Origin of the sequence: Pseudomonas sp. WP18 (assembly GCF_036689585.1) — a bacterium.
Taxonomy (GTDB): Bacteria; Pseudomonadota; Gammaproteobacteria; order Pseudomonadales; family Pseudomonadaceae; genus Aquipseudomonas; species Aquipseudomonas chlororaphis_E.
This window is the reverse complement of sequence record NZ_CP144758.1, coordinates 3,239,862-3,257,921: the sequence shown is the minus strand read 5'-3', so window position 1 is coordinate 3,257,921 and position 18,060 is coordinate 3,239,862. Positions and strand designations below refer to the sequence as shown.

Here is an 18,060-nt window from a genome sequence, read left to right as displayed (position 1 = left end):
GGGTGGGCAAAGATGCAAATAAGAAAATATTACAAGCTGGTTGTCCTGTCGATTGTTTCAATTCTATTTCTTTTTGCCACGGTAAATATACGGGCGGAAGGGCAGCGCGTTGAACTCAGACTTGAGGGCTCTAGCAGTGTTTCGGAGAAGCTAGTCGATGTGCCGCGAGACAGTCGTTATTCAATTCGCGTGGATTATTATTATGATGCGCACAATCTGGCTAGTCGGGCAGATTTGTGGAGGGCGGTGGGGGGCTTGCATATGGAGGCGCCTGGTAAGGCCGTTGAGTCGGGAGCTCCTTTTGATGTGCAAGTTCAGCTTATAGAGGAATCATCTGGTCGCCAAGTATATAAAGCAACCAAAAAAAATCCAAAGTTATCCTCTTGGGGTGAGGGTGTTTTGCATGCTGAAGTTGCTGATTTATTTCTTAAGTCGGGACGTTATCGTTTGATTGTTCGGCGCGATGGCTCCGCGGAAAGCATAAGGCCAAATAGCGCCACAGTTACTTTTATCAAAGCGTTTTACGGTAAATAGAGGAATTTATGCCTAAGTTAATGGTCAACGTCGCTAGTCGTGGCACCCCTTTATCGGATGGAGGTGCGTCTCAAACTGGGCATCTATGGTTTGAGTTGGTTTCAGATGATGGAAGCGCTCTAAGCTTCGGTTTTGCTCCCATCGAAGACGGAAGTCCCTACGGGCCTGGCGAAGTTAAGCGTCATGACGATGAACATTACTTAGGAACTGAATATAGTCAACAGATAAATATAACTGACTATCAATATCAAACCCTGCTCGATTTTGCGCAGAGTCCAGAGGCATATAATTTCAGTCTACAGTATTCAGGGATCAATAATAGTTGCATTGATTTTGTGTGGAAAGCACTAAGTCTTGTGGATCTTAACTCTGAAGGGTACGAGGGTGCAATCTGGCCGACAAGTAATATTGAGGCATTAAGGGCGCATCTTATTATGCCGTGGACTCAAGAACTTAATAATAAGTTGATCTTGGATATGAAACGGGCATTCGGTACTGCAGAGATAACGAGAAGTCCGATCATTTTGGATCTAGATGGAGATGGTGTCGAAACACTTGGCCTATCTGCTGGCATCCATTTTGATCACGATGGTAATCAGTTTTCCGAAGCGTCAGGCTGGGTGGCTCCAGATGACGGGTTATTGGTTCTCGACAGAAACGGAAACGGTACGATTGATGCCGGCAGCGAGTTGTTTGGTAATAACTCGATGGGAGCAAACGGAAATAAGGCTGCAAATGGTTTTCTATCATTAAGCGCGCTTGATGAAAATGGAGATGGCGTATTTGATGTGCGCGATTCCGCTTTTTCGCAAGTGCGGGTCTGGGTAGATGATAATTCTGATGGTGTCAGCCAGTCTGGTGAGCTTTATTCTCTTGAAAGTGTGGGAGTCGCCGCTATCAATACCGGGTACGAAGAACCTGGCGCTGTTGATGCTAATGGTGATGTTTCAGCGTCGGTTATAGATGCTAGTGGCAATCAACATCGTCAGGTGGGAACTTTTTTGCGCACGGACGGAAGTATTGGTATTGCGGAAGACGTCTGGTTCATAGCGGACGGTGCGGACACGATTGACCTAGCTGAAACGACTATACCTAGCGCTATCAGTATACTCCCTAATTTGGATGGATTTGGGAATGTACATAATTTGCATACCGCAATGGCGCTTGATGCTTCGGGGGAGTTGAAGTCGCTTCTTGAACAGTTTGTCAATGCCAATGATTCAACTACGCGCCAAAACTTGGTCATTGACATCCTATATCATTGGGCCGGGGTCGAAGATATCGATCCTGAAAGCCGTGCAGCAACTCAGATCTATGGAAACGTAATCGGGGATGCGAGGAAACTTGCGGTATTAGAAGCGTTTCTGGGTGAGAATTACTTGGGGACTTGGTGTTGGGGAACTCGTGATCCCAATCCCCATGGCCCGGCGGCAGCAATCTTGCTCCAGTCTTTTGATAATCTTATGGCGGCCGTTTACGGCAAGCTAATGCTGCAAACTCATTTCTCATCAATGTTTGATGGTGTGGAAATTGAATTGACCGAAACTGGCAGCGTTTGGAATGTGTCCTCTATAATTTCTAAGCTGAAGGTGCAGTTCGACAATGATCATGAAGCTGGAGGTGTGTCTATAACTGAGTTTGGAAGGAGTCTTTCTGAGCTTGGAGATTTCGGGCGTGGTTTGATCGAACGGCTCCAGCTTGCCCCTGCGACCGAAGACGGACTTTTCGATAGCTTGTTAAAGAATATCGGAAAAGATAGTTCTTTTGGTGGGTTTGGGAACGATGTCCTCAATGGTACGGGCCTGGATGACTCTTTGTATGGATTCAGTGGCAATGATCGTATATACGGAGGTCTAGGCGATGATCTGTTGTCGGGCGGTGTGGGGGAAGATTATCTTGCCGGTGGAGATGGTGCTGATGTCTACGAATTCGGTAGGGGCGATGGAAAGGATACCATTTTTAATGCCGATCAAGACGTAAGTGGTTCTAAAATTGACAAGCTGCTATTTGGTCCAAGCATAACCGCAGCGGATATTATAGTTCGACGCAACTACTATGATCTGATTTTGGAAATAAAGGGTACGTCGGATTCAGTTACGATACAGAGTTATTTTGACGAGGATACTGTTGCTAATCATGGTTACGCGGTCGATCACGTCGTATTTGATGACGGCAGCTTTTGGACAATTGACCAAATAAAGATGGTCGTACAACGTCCAACCGACGGGAATGATGTCATTTGGGGTGATGCCTCTATCAATACCCTCAAGGGGGGCTTGGGCGATGATAAGTTATATGGTCTTGCTAATGATGACCTTCTTGATGGGGATGAGGGGAAAGATTTAGTCAACGGTGGTGATGGAAATGATGTGCTTGCAGGTGGCGAGGGTGATGATAGCCTCTACGGAAGCACTGGCAATGACGTCTTGATAGGCGGATTTGGGAACGATTTCCTAGAGGGTGGCGAAGGTTCAGATACTTATCAATTCGGCAAGGGTTGGGGGCAGGATACAATTAATAATCCTCAATTAGGCGTCGCCGAATTCGATGCCATTACATTTGCCGATGGTATTACTTCTGAGGATGTTATACTCAGCCAATCTGGCACAGACTTAGTCATTTCCTTGAGGGGCACAACAGATCGTCTGACGATAAAATATTATTTTGAACCGTCGGGTGGTCTCTCTTACCGAGTTCAGCAAGTTAACTTCGCTGATGGAACTGTGTGGACGTCAGATTTCATTAGCACCATGGCCCAGAATGGATTTGAGGGGGACGACCTTCTGCCAGGAACCGATGCTGCTGACTCGTTGGTAGGGGGATTGGGTAATGACACTTTGCACGGCCAAGGTAGTAACGATAGCTTGAGAGGGGACGACGGCAGCGACACTCTCTATGGTGGCGGCGGTGACGACATCATCCATGGTGGTAGTGGAAACGATATTCTTGATGGTGGAACTGGTAAGAATCAGCTTTTTGGTGAGGCGGGCGAAGATGTAATCCAGGTCGCCTACAACTCAACGGACAATACTTTAGCCGGAGGAACCGGTAACGATACGTTGACCGGCAGCTACTTTTCAGACACTTATTTGTTTAATTTAGGTGACGGTCAGGACACAATCTCGGAATATGATCCCGGTTATAGCGCTACGGATGTTCTTCGTTTCGGCGAAGACATACTCGCCAGCGATATCTTGATGCGTAGGACTGGTTCCGATTTGGTGTTCATGCATCGTAATGGTATCGATCAGGTAACCCTAAAAGCAGTGTTCGATCGAAATACTTCTGATAGTAGCGCTCTTGCTTCGGCCCTTATTGAGCGTATTGAGTTTGCAGATGGCACAACCTGGACATGGTCGGATATGGTTGCAGCGGGTCTGAGCCAGACGGGGACCGCGGGGGCGGACAACTTGGTTGGTTTCAATGGCAACGACATCATCCATGGAGGAAGTGGAAACGATACCTTGGATGGCGGAGCCGGTACCAACCAACTGTTCGGGGATGCCGGCGATGATGTAATCCAAGTCGCCTATAACTCGAGGGATAACACATTGGCCGGTGGGACCGGTAACGACACATTGACCGGTGGCTACTTTTCGGACACTTACGTATTCAACCTGGGTGATGGCCAGGACACTATCACGGAGTACGACGCCGGCCACTCGGCGATGGACACCCTGCGTTTTGGCAGCGGTATTCTCGCCAGCGACATTGTGATGCGTCGGACTGGTTCTGACTTAATGTTCCTGCACCGTAATGGCTCGGACCAAGTGACGGTTAAGGGGGTGTTTGACCGCAATGGTAGCGATGCGAGCGCTATCACCTCGACCCTCATTGAGCGTGTTGAGTTCGCCGACGGCACGTTCTGGACATGGTCGGACATGGTTGCGGCGGGTCTGAACCAGACGGGCACGGCGGGCGCCGATGCCTTGGTCGGTTTCAATGGCAACGACAACATTCACGCTGGCGCTGGAAACGATACCTTGGATGCCGGGACCGGTACCAACCAGCTGTTTGGAGATGCCGGAGATGATGTAATCCAGGTCGCCTATAACTCAAGGGACAACATATTGGCCGGTGGGACCGGTAACGATACGTTGACCGGAGGTTACTTCTCAGACACCTATCTGTTCAACTTGGGAGATGGGCAGGACACGATCTCGGAATACGACGCTGGTTTTAGTGGCATCGATACCTTGCGGTTCGGGGCGGGGATTCTGGCTAGCGACATTCAAGCCTACAAGTCAGGCGCTGACGTCGTTTTCATGCACAACAATGGCACCGACCAAGTCAGAATCAAAGGCTGGTTTGATGGAACGAGCTCCAGTGCGGCTGCCGTGACTCAGAGTGTACTCGAACGTGTAGAGTTCGCTGATGGAACCTCATGGTCTCTGGCTGATATCGCAACTAAGGGCTTTCGCCAAGTCGGTACAGCCGGGAACGATAGCCTATCGGGGTCGAGCGGTAACGACAGCATCAATGGTGGAGACGGTGATGACCTACTGGATGGCGGATCCGGTACGAATCAGCTATTCGGTGATGCAGGCAATGATGTTATTCAAGTCGCTTACAATTCAAGGAACAACACACTGGCCGGCGGCTCGGGTAACGATGTCTTGACTGGTGGTTATTTCTCGGACACATACGTGTTCAACCTAGGTGATGGTCAGGACACTATCAGCGAGTATGACGGCGGTAACGTAGCGACGGATACTCTACGTTTTGGCAGCGATATTGTCGCCAGCGACATTGTGATACGTCGGACTGGTGCTGACTTAATGTTTCTGCACCGTAACGGCTCGGACCAGCTAATGGTTAAGGGGGTGTTCGACCGCAATGGTAGCGATGCGAGCGCCGTCACCTCGACCCTCATTGAGCGCGTTGAATTCGCAGACGGCACATTCTGGACATGGTCGGATATGGTTGCAGCGGGTCTGAGCCAGACGGGGAACGCGGGGGCGGACAACCTGGTTGGTTTTAATGGCAACGACATCATCCATGGAGGAAGTGGAAACGATACCTTGGATGGCGGAGCCGGTACCAACCAACTGTTCGGGGATGCCGGCGATGATGTAATCCAAGTCGCCTATAACTCGAGGGATAACACCTTGGCCGGTGGGACCGGTAACGATACGTTGTCCGGTGGTTATTTCTCAGACACCTATCTGTTCAACTTGGGTGATGGCCAGGACACGATCTCCGAATACGATCCGGGTTACGGCGGCCTCGACACCTTGCGGTTTGGTTCCGGAGTCCAAGCCAGCGATATCCTCATGCGCAGAACCGGTTTCGACTTGACCTTTCTTCATCGAAACGGGACTGATCAGATAACAGTCAAAGGCTTGTTCGATGGCGTGACCTCGAATACAAGCTCTGTAAGTCAAAGCGTCATCGAACGTGTCGAGTTTGCCGATGGCACGTATTGGACTTGGTCCGACATGGTTGCAACAGGATTGAATCAAACGGGCACGGACAATGCCGACACCATGCTCGGTTGGAATGGTAACGATATTATCTACGGCGGAAGTGGAGACGACACACTAGACGCGGCAGGCGGAACTAACCAACTGTTCGGTGATGCTGGCAACGATTTGATCCAGGTTGCTACGAACTCAAGGGACAACCTCCTGGTTGGCGGCACTGGTAACGATACTCTGACGGGCGGCTACTTCTCAGACACTTATGTGTTCAACCTGGGAGACGGTCAGGACACGATCTCCGAGTACGACCCTGGTTATGGTGGCATCGATACCTTGAGGTTTGGGACAGGGATCCTGGCTAGCGACATCCAAGCTTACAAGTCAGGGGCGGACGTCGTGTTCATGCACAGCAACGGTATAGACCAGGTCAAAGTTAAAGGCTGGTTTGACGGGGCGACGTCGAGTGCTTCTGTGGTGACACAGAGCGTGCTTGAGCGTGTCGAGTTCGCCGACGGTACGTCATGGGCTCTGGCGGATATCGCAGCTAAGGGCCTGCGGCAGGTAGGCACAGCAGGAGCCGATAGCCTGTCGGGCTCCAACGGCAATGACAATATCTATGGCGGTGCTGGTAACGACGTGCTTGACGGCGGAGCCGGTACTAACCGGTTATTCGGTGAGGCTGGGAACGACGTGATTCAGGTGTCTAGCAACTCAAGAGACAACACGTTGTCGGGAGGGGCAGGGGACGACACATTGACCGGCGGATACTTCGCGGATACCTATCTGTTTAACCGCGGCGATGGCCAGGACACTGTCAATGAGTATGATCCAGGCTATGGAATGAGCGATACCTTAGCGCTTGGGACGGATCTTAGCCCTCAAGACCTTTGGTTCCGCAGGAGTGGGTCTGATTTGGAAATAAGCGTCGTTGGCGGAGACGAGAAGCTGACAGTCAGTAACTGGTATCAAGGGGGTGTTTATCACATTGAGGCCATGAAATTGTCTGACGGAAAGACGTTGCTTGATAGTCAAGTCAGAGTCTGGTCGACACGATGGCTTCGTTTGGTGTGGCTCCAGGTGCTGAAACGACCATTACCACGGATCAGCGAGCTCAGCTTGACTCGGTACTGGCAGCAAACTGGAAGTAAGTTGCCGTAAACGTTCCTTTCACATTGAGCGGTATCTAAATAAGCTGCCCCCGCGCAGGCACGTTGGCGGGGGCAGTTTTTTTGTCCATCGCAAACGTAGCGAGCAGGGTTTCTTCGCTTATGCCAGGACGATGACCGTGGAAAGCGACTAGGGCGTCGATCACTGACGTCAGCGACTCGAAGGATGAGTATCGATTCCCTGATGGCGTCTGCCCCAATATCAGCGTCAACATACCTGCGATGATGTTGAGGTGGGCCGTTTGGGTTCGGCCTCTTAACGTTTCCTCCCGGAAGCTGGGATTCAGGGCACGTTGGGGCGATACGGAAAATCGTAGAGAACCATGAGCTATTCCATAGAGTGCAATGTCCTTATATGGAACTGCACTGTCATAGGCTAGTGAAACAATAAATGCGTTACAGCCGCTACCCCTTTACTCGACCGCTTTCCAGCATGAATTGGGCGACTGATTGAGATCGATAAAATGGCGACATCTGTTTGATCAGTCCGATCGGTAAGCCAGCCCATACGCCTTTCATATGGATATGAGGCGCTCTACCGTGAAATCTGCTGCGCAGCAGCTGACCTCAAAAAAAGTGAGAAACAAAATTTCAAATTGATGCCGTGGCTTAATCGGAAAGCTTCAGATTTTTGTAGTAAAAATCGTAGAGGAGGCCTAAAGCAGGGCGGGCTGGAGGAGCCGCGAAGGCTAGGTGTTACAGGCTCTTTCCCTGAGAGGAAGTCGTCATTGACTTCAAGTATTTGGTATTCCTTACCATATATTGCCGTAGCGCGCGAAGTGGTGTCCCAGCGGCGTCTAATGTGTTGCGTGTGTAATATTTAGTCAATTGTCTGGAAAGAATCAATTGCGAGCTACGCTTTAAATTGATGCGGCTTATTGCGAATTAATTTTTATTTGCGCCAATCTCGATCCGATCGACGGCCGCAGACTTAGTTGGGTCGCTAGGTGGCCGGGCAGACTTAACAGCAGGGTGTGCGGTCGAGCGCAGGGCAACCACTCACCGCATCCCTTATGCAACTGACGAATGGTTACCTTGTGACGGTATTCGTAAGTGGTCACAAGTTGTCATCGCTCGCTGGGATGCGTAAGCTGCTTTCTATGAACCAGTCTCCAGCACCTTCGCCCAGCACTCGCGGCCCTGCCGATCATGACATTCGCGACCAGATTGTCGCGGCGGCCAACGAGCATTTCAGTCAATACGGTTACGCCAAGACCACTGTGTCCGACTTGGCCAAGGCCATCGGCTTTTCCAAGGCGTACATCTATAAGTTCTTCGATTCTAAGCAGGCGATTGGCGAGGCCATTTGCTCCAGTTGTCTTGCGAAGATCGTCGAGGCCGTGGAGGAGGCCATCAACGAGCAAGGGCTCTCTTCGACAGAGCGCTTTCGCCGTCTGGTCAAGACCTTGATCACCACCGGAATCGACCTGTTCTTCAATGATCGCAAGCTCTACGACATTGCCGCATTCTCCGCGTCGGAGCGCTGGCCCAGCTCCCAGGTGTATGACGCACGGATCAAGCAATTCGTGGTGCAGGTGGTGCGCGAAGGGCGTGAAAGCGGTGAGTTCGAGCGCAAGACTCCCCTGGACGAAACCGTTGAAGCGATCCACCTGACCCTCCGACCTTTCGTCAATCCTCTGTTGCTGCAGTACAGCCTCGACCACGTCGAGGTTGCGCCGACGCTGACCGCGAACCTCATCCTGCGCAGCCTGATGCCCTGAACGGAGGGCTGCCGCGCGCAGCCGTCCCAAACCACACCACGTTCCTCGCTTTCGGTAGGTGCCTGACCGAGAAGTCGCTTTTTGTCTGCATGGTGACTATTGACACAATTAGTCACTTGAATAAGTATGGCTTCAACGATCCAGAGATCCCCTCGATACAGCTTCGGCATGTGTTTGCGACGCTCGTGCGGGTTCTCGTTCAGCTCCGTAGGAGAACGTCGATATGACCCGCTTCGCTGAGGTTTTGGCGCAATTTGATCCGGGCGTGCCATTTGTGGCTCCGGCCAATTGGCAGCAAGGTCGAACGATCTTCGGTGGCTTGTCGGCGGCATTGTCGTTGGAGACGGTTTTGCGCGAGCGGCCTGAAGGCTTCCCGCCGTTCAAGTCTGCGCAGGTGTCATTCATTGGGCCCGTCACGCAACCCCAGACATTCCACACAAGCGTGTTGCGCGAAGGGCGATCCGTGACTTCAGTGTCGGTCGACTGCACGTCCGGTGATGAGCTGGCGTTGCGCACGACCTTGCTGTTTGCGCAGCCACGGGCCAGCCGGATTACCCATGAGGCGTGGGGTTGCCCCTTGGTGGAAGGCCCGTCGCGGTACGCCACGCTGGAGCTGGATCGGACCATTGCGCCGGCCTGCGCCTTCAACTTCGAGATGCGACCGGCAGGCGGCTCGCTGCCGGTGTCCGGTGCAAAACATCCTGAGTTATTGATGTGGGTCCGTCATCTGGATGCCCGAGGAGTGGACCCGGCGGTGGCCCTGATCGCCCTCGCGGACAGTTTGCCGCCAGCCGCCATGACCTGTTTCACCGAGCCGGCCGCCATCAGCTCGGCGTCCTGGACAATCGATCTGCCGCAGCCCGCCGTGGCCGGCGAATGGTTTCTTATCAGCTCCTTCAGTCAGCAGGCCTTCGAAGGCTACTCGTTACAGGACATGGAGATCTGGGACGAAAGCGGGCGCCGAGTGCTTTGGGCGCGTCAAACCGTGGCCATTTTTACCTAGGCTCTGTTTGAAAAGTCTTGAGACGAAGATCAGGCAAGGCGAAAACCGGCGAGGAACGGCCGGGGTCGCGCTCGACTTTACTGGAGTAAATGAGCATTCCGAGCCGGTTTTCAACGCAGCATGAACGAGTATCAAGGCTTTTCAGACAGAGCCTAACAGAACAACCAATCGCTCCACCCCTCAGTCAGCGTTCCTAGAGTTCTAATAATGAAAAATAACTTGCTCAAGGCCCCCTTGGGGCTCGCCGTCACCCTTGCCACTTCCCAGGTGTTTGCAAGCGGCTTCGCCCTTAACGAACAGAGTATCAGCGGGATGGGGACGGGATTCGCCGGGCGTTCTTCTTCAGCGGAAGATGCCAGCACGGTCTTCGGTAACCCGGCGGGCATGTCGCGCTTGAAGCACGAGCAGGTCAGCCTCGGCGCAGCGACGCTGTTTGCCAAGAGCGATATCAGCCAGACCCGCGGCACATTCGGCGGCCAGCAAGACGGTGACATGGTGCCAACCACCACGGTGCCGATGGGTTACTACGTCAAGCCGCTGGACGAGCACTGGGCCGTCGGCGTGGGTTTCTACGTGCCGTTTGGCTTGATCACCGATTACGGCAGCGACTTTGCCGGGCGTTACTACGCCAACAAAAGCGAAGTGACGACGCTGACCTTCCAGCCCACTGTCAGCTATGCCTTCAACGACAAGGTGTCGATCGGGTTCGGGCCGACCATCAACCGGATCAGCGGTGAGATCTCCGGAATGGTCCCCAATCCTCTGAGCCCCGGCAGCAACGATGGGAAGCTGAAAAGCAACGGCGACGATACCGCACTCGGCTTCAATGCCGGTCTCCTGGTGCAGGCCACCGACCGGACCCGCCTGGGGCTGACGTATCACTCCAAGGTCAGTTATCACCTGGACGCGAAGTCCAAGCTCACCGGCGGGATTTTCAGCCTCGTCGGGGTCAGCGGGCGTAGTTATGACGCGTCACTGGATGTGGACCTCCCGGAGTCGGTCGATCTCTCCCTCACTCATCAGCTCAATGATGACTGGACCCTTTATCTGGGAAGCACCTGGACGCGCTGGAGTCGCTTCAAGGAACTGACTATCGAGAACTCAGGCTTGCCTGCGCTGTTGAGCGGTGCGCTGGGGACTGTCAGCGAAGAGCAGAACTGGCATGACACCTGGGCCCATGCAATCGGCGCGGCGTACCGGTTCAACGACCAGTGGGTACTGCGCGCTGGCGTGTCGGTGGATCAGTCGCCGGCCAACAACACCAACCGTGGGCCGCGGATTCCTACCGGTGATCGCACCGTACTCAGCTTCGGTGCCGGCTGGACGCCGGTGCAGGATGTGACGATCGACCTGGCTTATTCCTATCTTCAGGAAGAGAGCGTGCGGGTCAGCGAAACCTCGGCGAGCCGTGGTGCGTACAGTGCCAAATACCGCAACAGCGCCAGCGGTTTCGGTACTTCGATCAGCTATCGCTTCTGACGCGACATGCCGTGTGCCGGGCGCCTGCGCGGCGCCCGGCACACGGCGACCTTCATACACCCATGACATTGGCCATCAGACGCTGGTGGAGCCAGCGCGGCGTGGCCCAGGTCAACACCGTGAGCGCCTTGTTGCCGAAACCGGGTACGACACTCATGCGCCCGGCTTGCAGCGCGCGGATGCCGGCGCGAACCACCGGTTGAGGTTGCATCATCACCTTCCTCAGCACCGGCGTGAGTTTCTGGCTGGCGCTTTGGGCAAACCCGGTATCGGACATGCCCGGGCACAGTGCGGTCACGACCACACCATCGGCCTTGAGCTCCTGGTGCAGCGCCTCGGAGAAGCGGAGTACGTAGGCCTTTGCCGCTGAATAGACCGCAAAGTTTTTCACCCCCTGGTAGGACAGCAGGCTGGCGATATGCAGAATGTGCCCGCGACGCCGGGCGCGCATGTCCGCGGCAAAGAGCCGAGTCAGCAGGGTCAGGCTGGCGATGTCGAGGTTGATCATCGCCTGGGACTGGTCGACGGAGTGGTCCAGAAAGGGGCCCTGCAATCCATGGCCGGCGTTGTTGATGAGTACATCGACCACAATACCCTGTTGACCCAGCCGCTTGTGCAGCTCGATGATCGCCGGGACCGAAGACAGGTCGACCTGCTCGACGAGGATCTCGATGCCGAAGCGCTCGCGCAACTGGGCCGACAGCGCTTCAAGCTTGTCCAGCCTGCGGGCTACCAGAACCAGGGATTTTCCCTGGGCTGCGTATTGCCGGGCGAACTCCTCGCCGAAGCCGCTGGAAGCACCCGTGATGAGCACCCAGGAATTGTCGTTGCTTTTCATGTGGCTGGACTCCGGTGGTAAAGAAAGATTGAAAACAACATGTCAGATCATCGACTCGCCACGGGCTGCGGCTGAGGCGCTTGCCAGCCGCCACCGAGGGCCTTGAACGCCGCGACTGCCGCGCGCGCCGCCTCGGTTCGTGCCTGTGCCCGTGCATCGGATGCCTGGAGCAGCGTCTGGTCGGCGTTGAGGACGTCGATCAGGCTGGCCGCACCTTTCTGATAGGCAATAAAGGACGACTGGCGAGCCTCGCTCAGTGACGCTTCGCCTGAAATGAGGGTGGTCGCCTGGGACTCTCGGTTCACCAGGGCGGAGAGCGCGTTCTCGACATCCTCCGTGGCCCGAAGCGCGGATTGGCGGTAGGCCGCCAGTTCTTCAGCTTCCTGCCCCTTGGCCTGGTCGATCTGCGCGTTGATCCGGCCAAAGTCGAACAGCCGCCAGCGCAGTCCCAGTGCGCCAGAAGCCTGGCTGGCGCCGCCGGAGAACAGGTGCCCGGCCGACACGCTGGTGGCACTGCCGAGCAACGCACTGAGGGAAAATTTCGGGTAGTACTCGGCGATGGCTTCCCCGATGCGGGCATTGGAAGCGGCGAGCCGGCGCTCGGCGACGATGAGGTCCGGCCGCCGGCGCAGCAGATCAGCCGGCGTCCCCATTTCGTTGATTTGAGGGGGCAGGGGAATGCTGCCCCTCTCGGCCAATTGCTGGCGATGGGTGCCTGGCGGTGTGCCGAGCATGACATCCAGTGCATTCAGCGCGGCATCCAGGCCAGTCTGCAGCACAGGCACCGTGGCCTGCACTTGAGCGAGCGCGCCCTCGGTCTGGCGGATCTGATAGTGGGCGGCGAGGCCTTTGCTGTAGAGCAGTTGGACTTTCTCGAGTAAGTCCTGCTGGGTCTTGACTTGGCGGTTCGCGATGTCGAGTCGCGCTTGCAGGCCGCGCAGGGTGATGTAGATGTCAGCGGTCTGCGCGGCGACGGCAAGTCTTGTGGCGGCGACACCGACCTCGGAGGCCTGGTAGTCGGCCAATGCGGCTTCGCGTCCGCGTCGCAGGCCACCAAAGAGATCCAGCTCCCAGCTCGCGCTCAGGTCCAGCTCATAGGCATTGCCGTACCGGTCAAAGCCAGGCGTCGAATCGAGCACCCGGCCCAACGGGGTCTCGACCGATTGATAGGCGCGTGCGGCCTGGCCGCTGATGTTTCCCGAGGGCAGCAGGGCGGCATTGGCGGCGCCAAGGCCGGCACGCGCCTGGGCAACGCGCGCCGATGCCTGGGCAAGGTCAAGGTTCTGCTCCAGCGCTTTGGCGGTGAAATCACTCAGTACCGGGTCGCCAAATCCCTCCCACCATGTGGTGAGGCTGGTGGGCGCTGCACCGCGCCTTTGTTCGACAGAGGACTGGCCCAGGAAGCGATCCGAGAGCGCAGTGTCCGGACGCTGGTAATCCGGACCGACCGCGCAGCCGGCCATCAGGCTGGCGCCTACCAACAGAGCAAGGGGGCGGAAGGGAGGCATTGAAGTATCCTTAGGATCAATATTTGTGACCATATTATAGAGTGGTCACAGGCTGTCAATGGATGAGCAACGCGCTCGAACGGATCCAAGACTCCCTGTTTACTTAGGATTACCTAGATGTGAGGTGAACTGAAAATAAAACCTGAAATGGTGACCATTGACAGAATTGGTCACGAGAGCAAGAATGAGCTCCCCGTCCTCTGCTCAATAAAGGGAACCTATGCTCCGGCTCCGACCTGTCACCCTGGCCGCTTGCGTATTGCCTCTCGTCCTCACGGCGTGTGGCGATTCATCCACTGCCACCGATCCCCGCACGCTTGCTCCTCTGGTGAGGGTGGTGCAAGTGCAGGGGGCCTCTACCAGTGCGCGTTCTTTCACCGGCGTCGTGGCCGCCCGGGTTCAGAGTGACCTGGGCTTTCGTGTTTCCGGTAAGGTGCTGGAGCGATTGGTGGATGCGGGCCAGACCGTTAAAAAGGGTCAACCTTTGATGCGCCTGGACCCGATCGACTTGGGCTTGCAGGCGCGGGCCCAGCAAGAAGCGGTCACGGCCGCACGCGCTCGGGCCAAGCAAACCGCGGATGATGAAGCGCGGTATCGTGAGTTGGTGGCCGCCGGCGCGATTTCGGCGTCGGGCTACGACCAGATCAAAGCCGCCGCCGACACCGCCAAGGCCCAGCTCAGCGCTGCCGAGGCGCAGGCCGACGTGGCCCGCAATGCTTCCGGCTACGCGGTGCTCGTCGCCGACGCCGACGGTGTGGTGATGGAAACGCTGGCCGAGCCGGGGCAGGTCGTCAGCCCTGGGCAACCGGTGGTCCGGCTGGCGCGAGCCGGGCAACGCGAAGCCGTCGTGCAGTTGCCGGAAACCCTGCGGCCCGCCGTCGGCTCGAGTGCGCAAGCGACGCTTTATGGCCGCTCCAGCGCAGCTGTCACCGCGAAACTCAGGTTGCTGTCCGATTCGGCAGACCGAGTGACCCGCACCTTCGAAGCGCGCTATGTGCTCGAAGGCGCACTGGCCAACGCACCGCTGGGTTCGACGGTGACGCTGCGCATCGCCGAAGGCGCGGCCCAGGGGCCGGTGATGCAAGTGCCGATCGCGGCGTTGTACGACCTGGGCAATGGCGTAGGCGTGTGGGCCATCGACGGTGAGCCGGCCAAAGTCACCTGGCGAGCGGTGCAGGTCCTGGGCTTGAGCGATGATGCGGCACGCGTCACCGGCCGTCTCAATGTCGGCGAGCAGATCATCGGCCTGGGCGCCCATCTGTTGCGTGAGGGTGAGTCCGTCAGGCTGCTGCCACAAACCGATGTGAAGGTCGCCGGGAGCCACCAATGAGCCTCAACCTTTCGGCTCTCGCGGTGCGCGAGCGCTCCATCACGGTCTTTCTGATTTTTCTGATTGCTGTCGCCGGAACCCTGGCCTTCTTCACGCTGGGCCGCGCGGAGGATCCGCCCTTTACCGTCAAGCAACTGACCGTGATCACGGCTTGGCCGGGCGCGACGGCGCAGGAGATGCAGGACCAGGTGGCCGAGCCCCTGGAAAAACGCCTGCAGGAATTGAAATGGTACGACCGCTCGGAAACGTACACCCGTCCCGGCCTGGCGTTCACCATGGTGTCGCTGCTGGACCGCACGCCGCCTTCACAGGTGCAGGAGGAGTTTTATCAGGCGCGCAAGAAACTCGACGACGAAGCCTCCAAGTTACCGACGGGGGTGATCGGGCCGTTAGTCAACGACGAGTACTCGGACGTGACGTTTGCGTTGTTCGCCCTCAAGGCCAAGGGCGAGCCGCAGCGCCTGCTGGCGCGTGATGCCGAGGTTCTGCGCCAGCGCCTGTTGCACGTGGCAGGGGTGAAGAAGGTCAACATTATCGGCGAGCAGGCCGAGCGTATTTTCGTTTCCTTTTCTCACGATCGGCTGGCGACCCTGGGTGTGTCTCCCCAGGATATCTTCGCCGCCCTGAACAGCCAGAACGTGCTGACCCCCGCCGGTTCCATCGAAACCCATGGGCCACAGGTCTTTTTGCGGGTGGATGGCGCCTTCGACAAGTTGGAAAAAATCCGCGACACGCCGTTGGCTATCCAGGGCCGGACCTTGAAACTCTCGGACGTGGCGACGGTGGAACGCGGTTATGAAGATCCGGCGACCTTCCTGGTGCGCAACAATGGCGAAGAAGCGTTGTTGCTGGGCGTGATCATGCGCGAAGGCTGGAACGGCCTGGACCTGGGCAAGGCGCTCGACGCCGAGACCAGCAAGATCAATGAAGGTATGCCGCTGGGCATGACGCTGACCAAGGTCACCGACCAGGCGGTCAACATCAGCTCGGCGGTCGACGAGTTCATGGTCAAGTTCTTCGTCGCCTTGCTGGTGGTGATGGTCGTGTGCTTTATCAGCATGGGTTGGCACGTCGGGATCGTGGTCGCGGCGGCCGTGCCCCTGACCCTGGCCATCGTGTTTGTGGTGATGGCGGCCACCGGCAAGAACTTCGACCGGATCACCCTTGGCTCGCTGATCCTGGCCCTCGGGTTGCTGGTGGACGACGCCATCATCGCCATCGAAATGATGGTGGTGAAAATGGAGGAGGGCTACGACCGGATCAAGGCCTCCGCGTATGCCTGGAGCCACACGGCCGCGCCGATGCTCTCCGGTACGCTGGTGACGGCGATCGGCTTCATGCCCAACGGCTTTGCCCAGTCCACTGCCGGCGAATACACCAGCAACATGTTCTGGATCGTCGGCATCGCGCTGATCGCCTCCTGGGTCGTCGCGGTGGCGTTCACTCCTTACCTGGGGGTGAAAATGTTGCCGGACATCAAAAAGGTCGAAGGCGGGCACGCAGCCATCTACGACACGCCACGCTACAACCGCTTTCGTCGCATCCTGGCGCGGGTGATCGCGCGTAAATGGCTGGTGGCCGGCACGGTCATCACCCTGTTTGCCGTGTCCATCCTGGGCATGGGCCAGGTGAAGAAACAGTTCTTCCCGACCTCCGACCGCCCCGAGGTGATGATCGAAGTGCAGATGCCCTATGGCACTTCCATCGAGCAGACCAGCGCCACCACCGCCAAGGTCGAAGCGTGGCTGCAGAAGCAGGCGGAAGCCAAGATCATCACCGCTTACGTCGGGCAGGGGGCGCCGCGTTTCTTCCTGGCGATCGCGCCGGAGCTGCCGGATCCATCGTTCGCCAAGATCGTGGTGCTGACAGACGATCAGCAAGCCCGGGAAACCCTCAAGTTCCGGCTGCGCGAAGCGGTGGCCGAAGGGCTCGCTCCAGAGGCTCGGGTCAGGGCCACGCAGATCGTATTCGGTCCGTACTCACCGTTCCCGGTGGCGTACCGGGTGATGGGGCCTGACCCGTCGAAACTGCGGGAGATCGCCAGTCGCGTCCAGGACGTCATGCAAACCAGCCCGCTGATGAGGACCGTCAACACCGACTGGGGACCGCTGACGCCGACGCTGCACTTCAACCTGGACCAGGATCGCTTGCAGGCGGTCGGGCTGACATCCAGCGCCGTTGCCCAGCAACTGCAATTCCTGCTGGCGGGTGTGCCGATCACGGAGGTGCGCGAGGACATCCGCTCGGTGCAGGTGGTCGGTCGGGCCGCGGGGGACATCCGTCTCGATCCGGCCAGGATCGAAGGCTTTACCCTGGTAGGGGCCACGGGCCAACGCATTCCCCTGTCCCAGGTCGGCGAGGTCGATGTACGCATGGAAGACCCGATCCTGCGACGGCGTGACCGCACGCCCACCATCACCGTGCGCGGCGACATCGCCGAAGGCTTGCAGCCGCCGGACGTGTCGAGCGCGATCATCAAGCAATTGCAGCCGATCATCGACACGCTGCCCCAGGGTTACCGGATCGAGCAGGCCGGGGCCATCGAGGAATCGGGCAAGGCCGGCAAGGCGATCGTGCCGCTGGTGCCGATCATGATTGCCCTGACGCTGCTGATCATCATCATCCAGGTGCGTTCGATCTCGGCGATGATCATGGTGTTTTTCACAGCGCCCCTGGGGTTGATTGGCGTGGTGCCGACCTTGCTGATTTTCCATCAGCCGTTCGGCATCAACGCGCTGGTCGGGCTGATCGCGCTGTCGGGCATCCTGATGCGCAACACGCTGATCCTGATCGGGCAGATCCACCACAACGCGCAGGAAGGGCTGGATCCGTTCAACGCCGTCATCGAGGCCACGGTCCAGCGTGCACGCCCGGTGTTGTTGACGGCCCTGGCGGCGATCCTGGCGTTCATTCCGCTGACGCACTCGGTCTTCTGGGGCACGCTGGCCTACACGCTGATCGGCGGTACGTTCGTCGGCACCATCATGACGCTGGTGTTCCTGCCGGCGATGTATTCCATCTGGTTCAAGATCCGTCCCGGTCATCCGGCGCAATGAAGCAG

Annotated in this window: 9 protein-coding genes; 7 read left to right on the top strand and 2 right to left on the bottom strand. The window is 56.9% G+C overall.

Annotation, left to right across the window (positions count from 1 at the left end; all coding sequences use genetic code 11):
* The first annotated feature begins 12 nt into the window (after nt 1–12).
* From V5F23_RS14420 to V5F23_RS14400, 5 genes are all read left to right on the top strand, one after another.
* Nucleotides 13–534: a hypothetical protein gene (locus V5F23_RS14420; protein WP_152622921.1), complete on the top strand. Its 522-nt coding sequence runs from the start codon at nt 13–15 to the stop codon at nt 532–534.
* Between the two features lie 8 nt (nt 535–542).
* Entirely contained in the window at nt 543–7,112 is a 6,570-nt protein-coding gene (locus V5F23_RS14415) for a calcium-binding protein (RefSeq protein ID WP_338495423.1), read from the top strand.
* 1,108 nt (nt 7,113–8,220) lie between these two features.
* Nucleotides 8,221–8,841, top strand: coding sequence for a TetR/AcrR family transcriptional regulator (locus V5F23_RS14410; RefSeq protein WP_042730455.1), 621 nt, complete (start codon nt 8,221–8,223; stop codon nt 8,839–8,841).
* Between the two features lie 223 nt (nt 8,842–9,064).
* Entirely contained in the window at nt 9,065–9,844 is a 780-nt protein-coding gene (locus V5F23_RS14405) for a thioesterase family protein (RefSeq protein WP_053144694.1), read from the top strand.
* Between the two features lie 207 nt (nt 9,845–10,051).
* A complete protein-coding gene (locus V5F23_RS14400; protein ID WP_053144692.1) occupies nt 10,052–11,323 on the top strand; it encodes an outer membrane protein transport protein in 1,272 nt (423 codons plus the stop codon).
* A gap of 52 nt (nt 11,324–11,375) precedes the next feature.
* On the opposite strand, the gene V5F23_RS14395 is transcribed toward V5F23_RS14400, so the two are convergent.
* The gene (locus tag V5F23_RS14395; RefSeq protein ID WP_123579083.1) at nt 11,376–12,161 is read right to left on the bottom strand and encodes an SDR family oxidoreductase; all 786 of its coding nucleotides are present in this window, start codon (nt 12,159–12,161) and stop codon (nt 11,376–11,378) included.
* Between the two features lie 47 nt (nt 12,162–12,208).
* A complete protein-coding gene (locus V5F23_RS14390; RefSeq protein WP_053144688.1) occupies nt 12,209–13,669 on the bottom strand; it encodes an efflux transporter outer membrane subunit in 1,461 nt (486 codons plus the stop codon).
* A gap of 220 nt (nt 13,670–13,889) precedes the next feature.
* Between V5F23_RS14390 and V5F23_RS14385 the strand changes: the two genes are divergently transcribed.
* Both V5F23_RS14385 and V5F23_RS14380 read left to right on the top strand, forming a co-directional pair.
* Nucleotides 13,890–14,999 carry an efflux RND transporter periplasmic adaptor subunit gene (locus V5F23_RS14385; protein WP_042730450.1) on the top strand — a complete coding sequence of 370 codons (1,110 nt, stop codon included), beginning with the start codon at nt 13,890–13,892 and terminating at the stop codon, nt 14,997–14,999.
* Nucleotides 14,996–18,055 carry an efflux RND transporter permease subunit gene (locus V5F23_RS14380; RefSeq protein WP_338495418.1) on the top strand — a complete coding sequence of 1,020 codons (3,060 nt, stop codon included), beginning with the start codon at nt 14,996–14,998 and terminating at the stop codon, nt 18,053–18,055. Before V5F23_RS14385 ends, V5F23_RS14380 begins: the two co-directional genes overlap by 4 nt.
* The last annotated feature ends 5 nt before the right edge of the window (nt 18,056–18,060 follow it).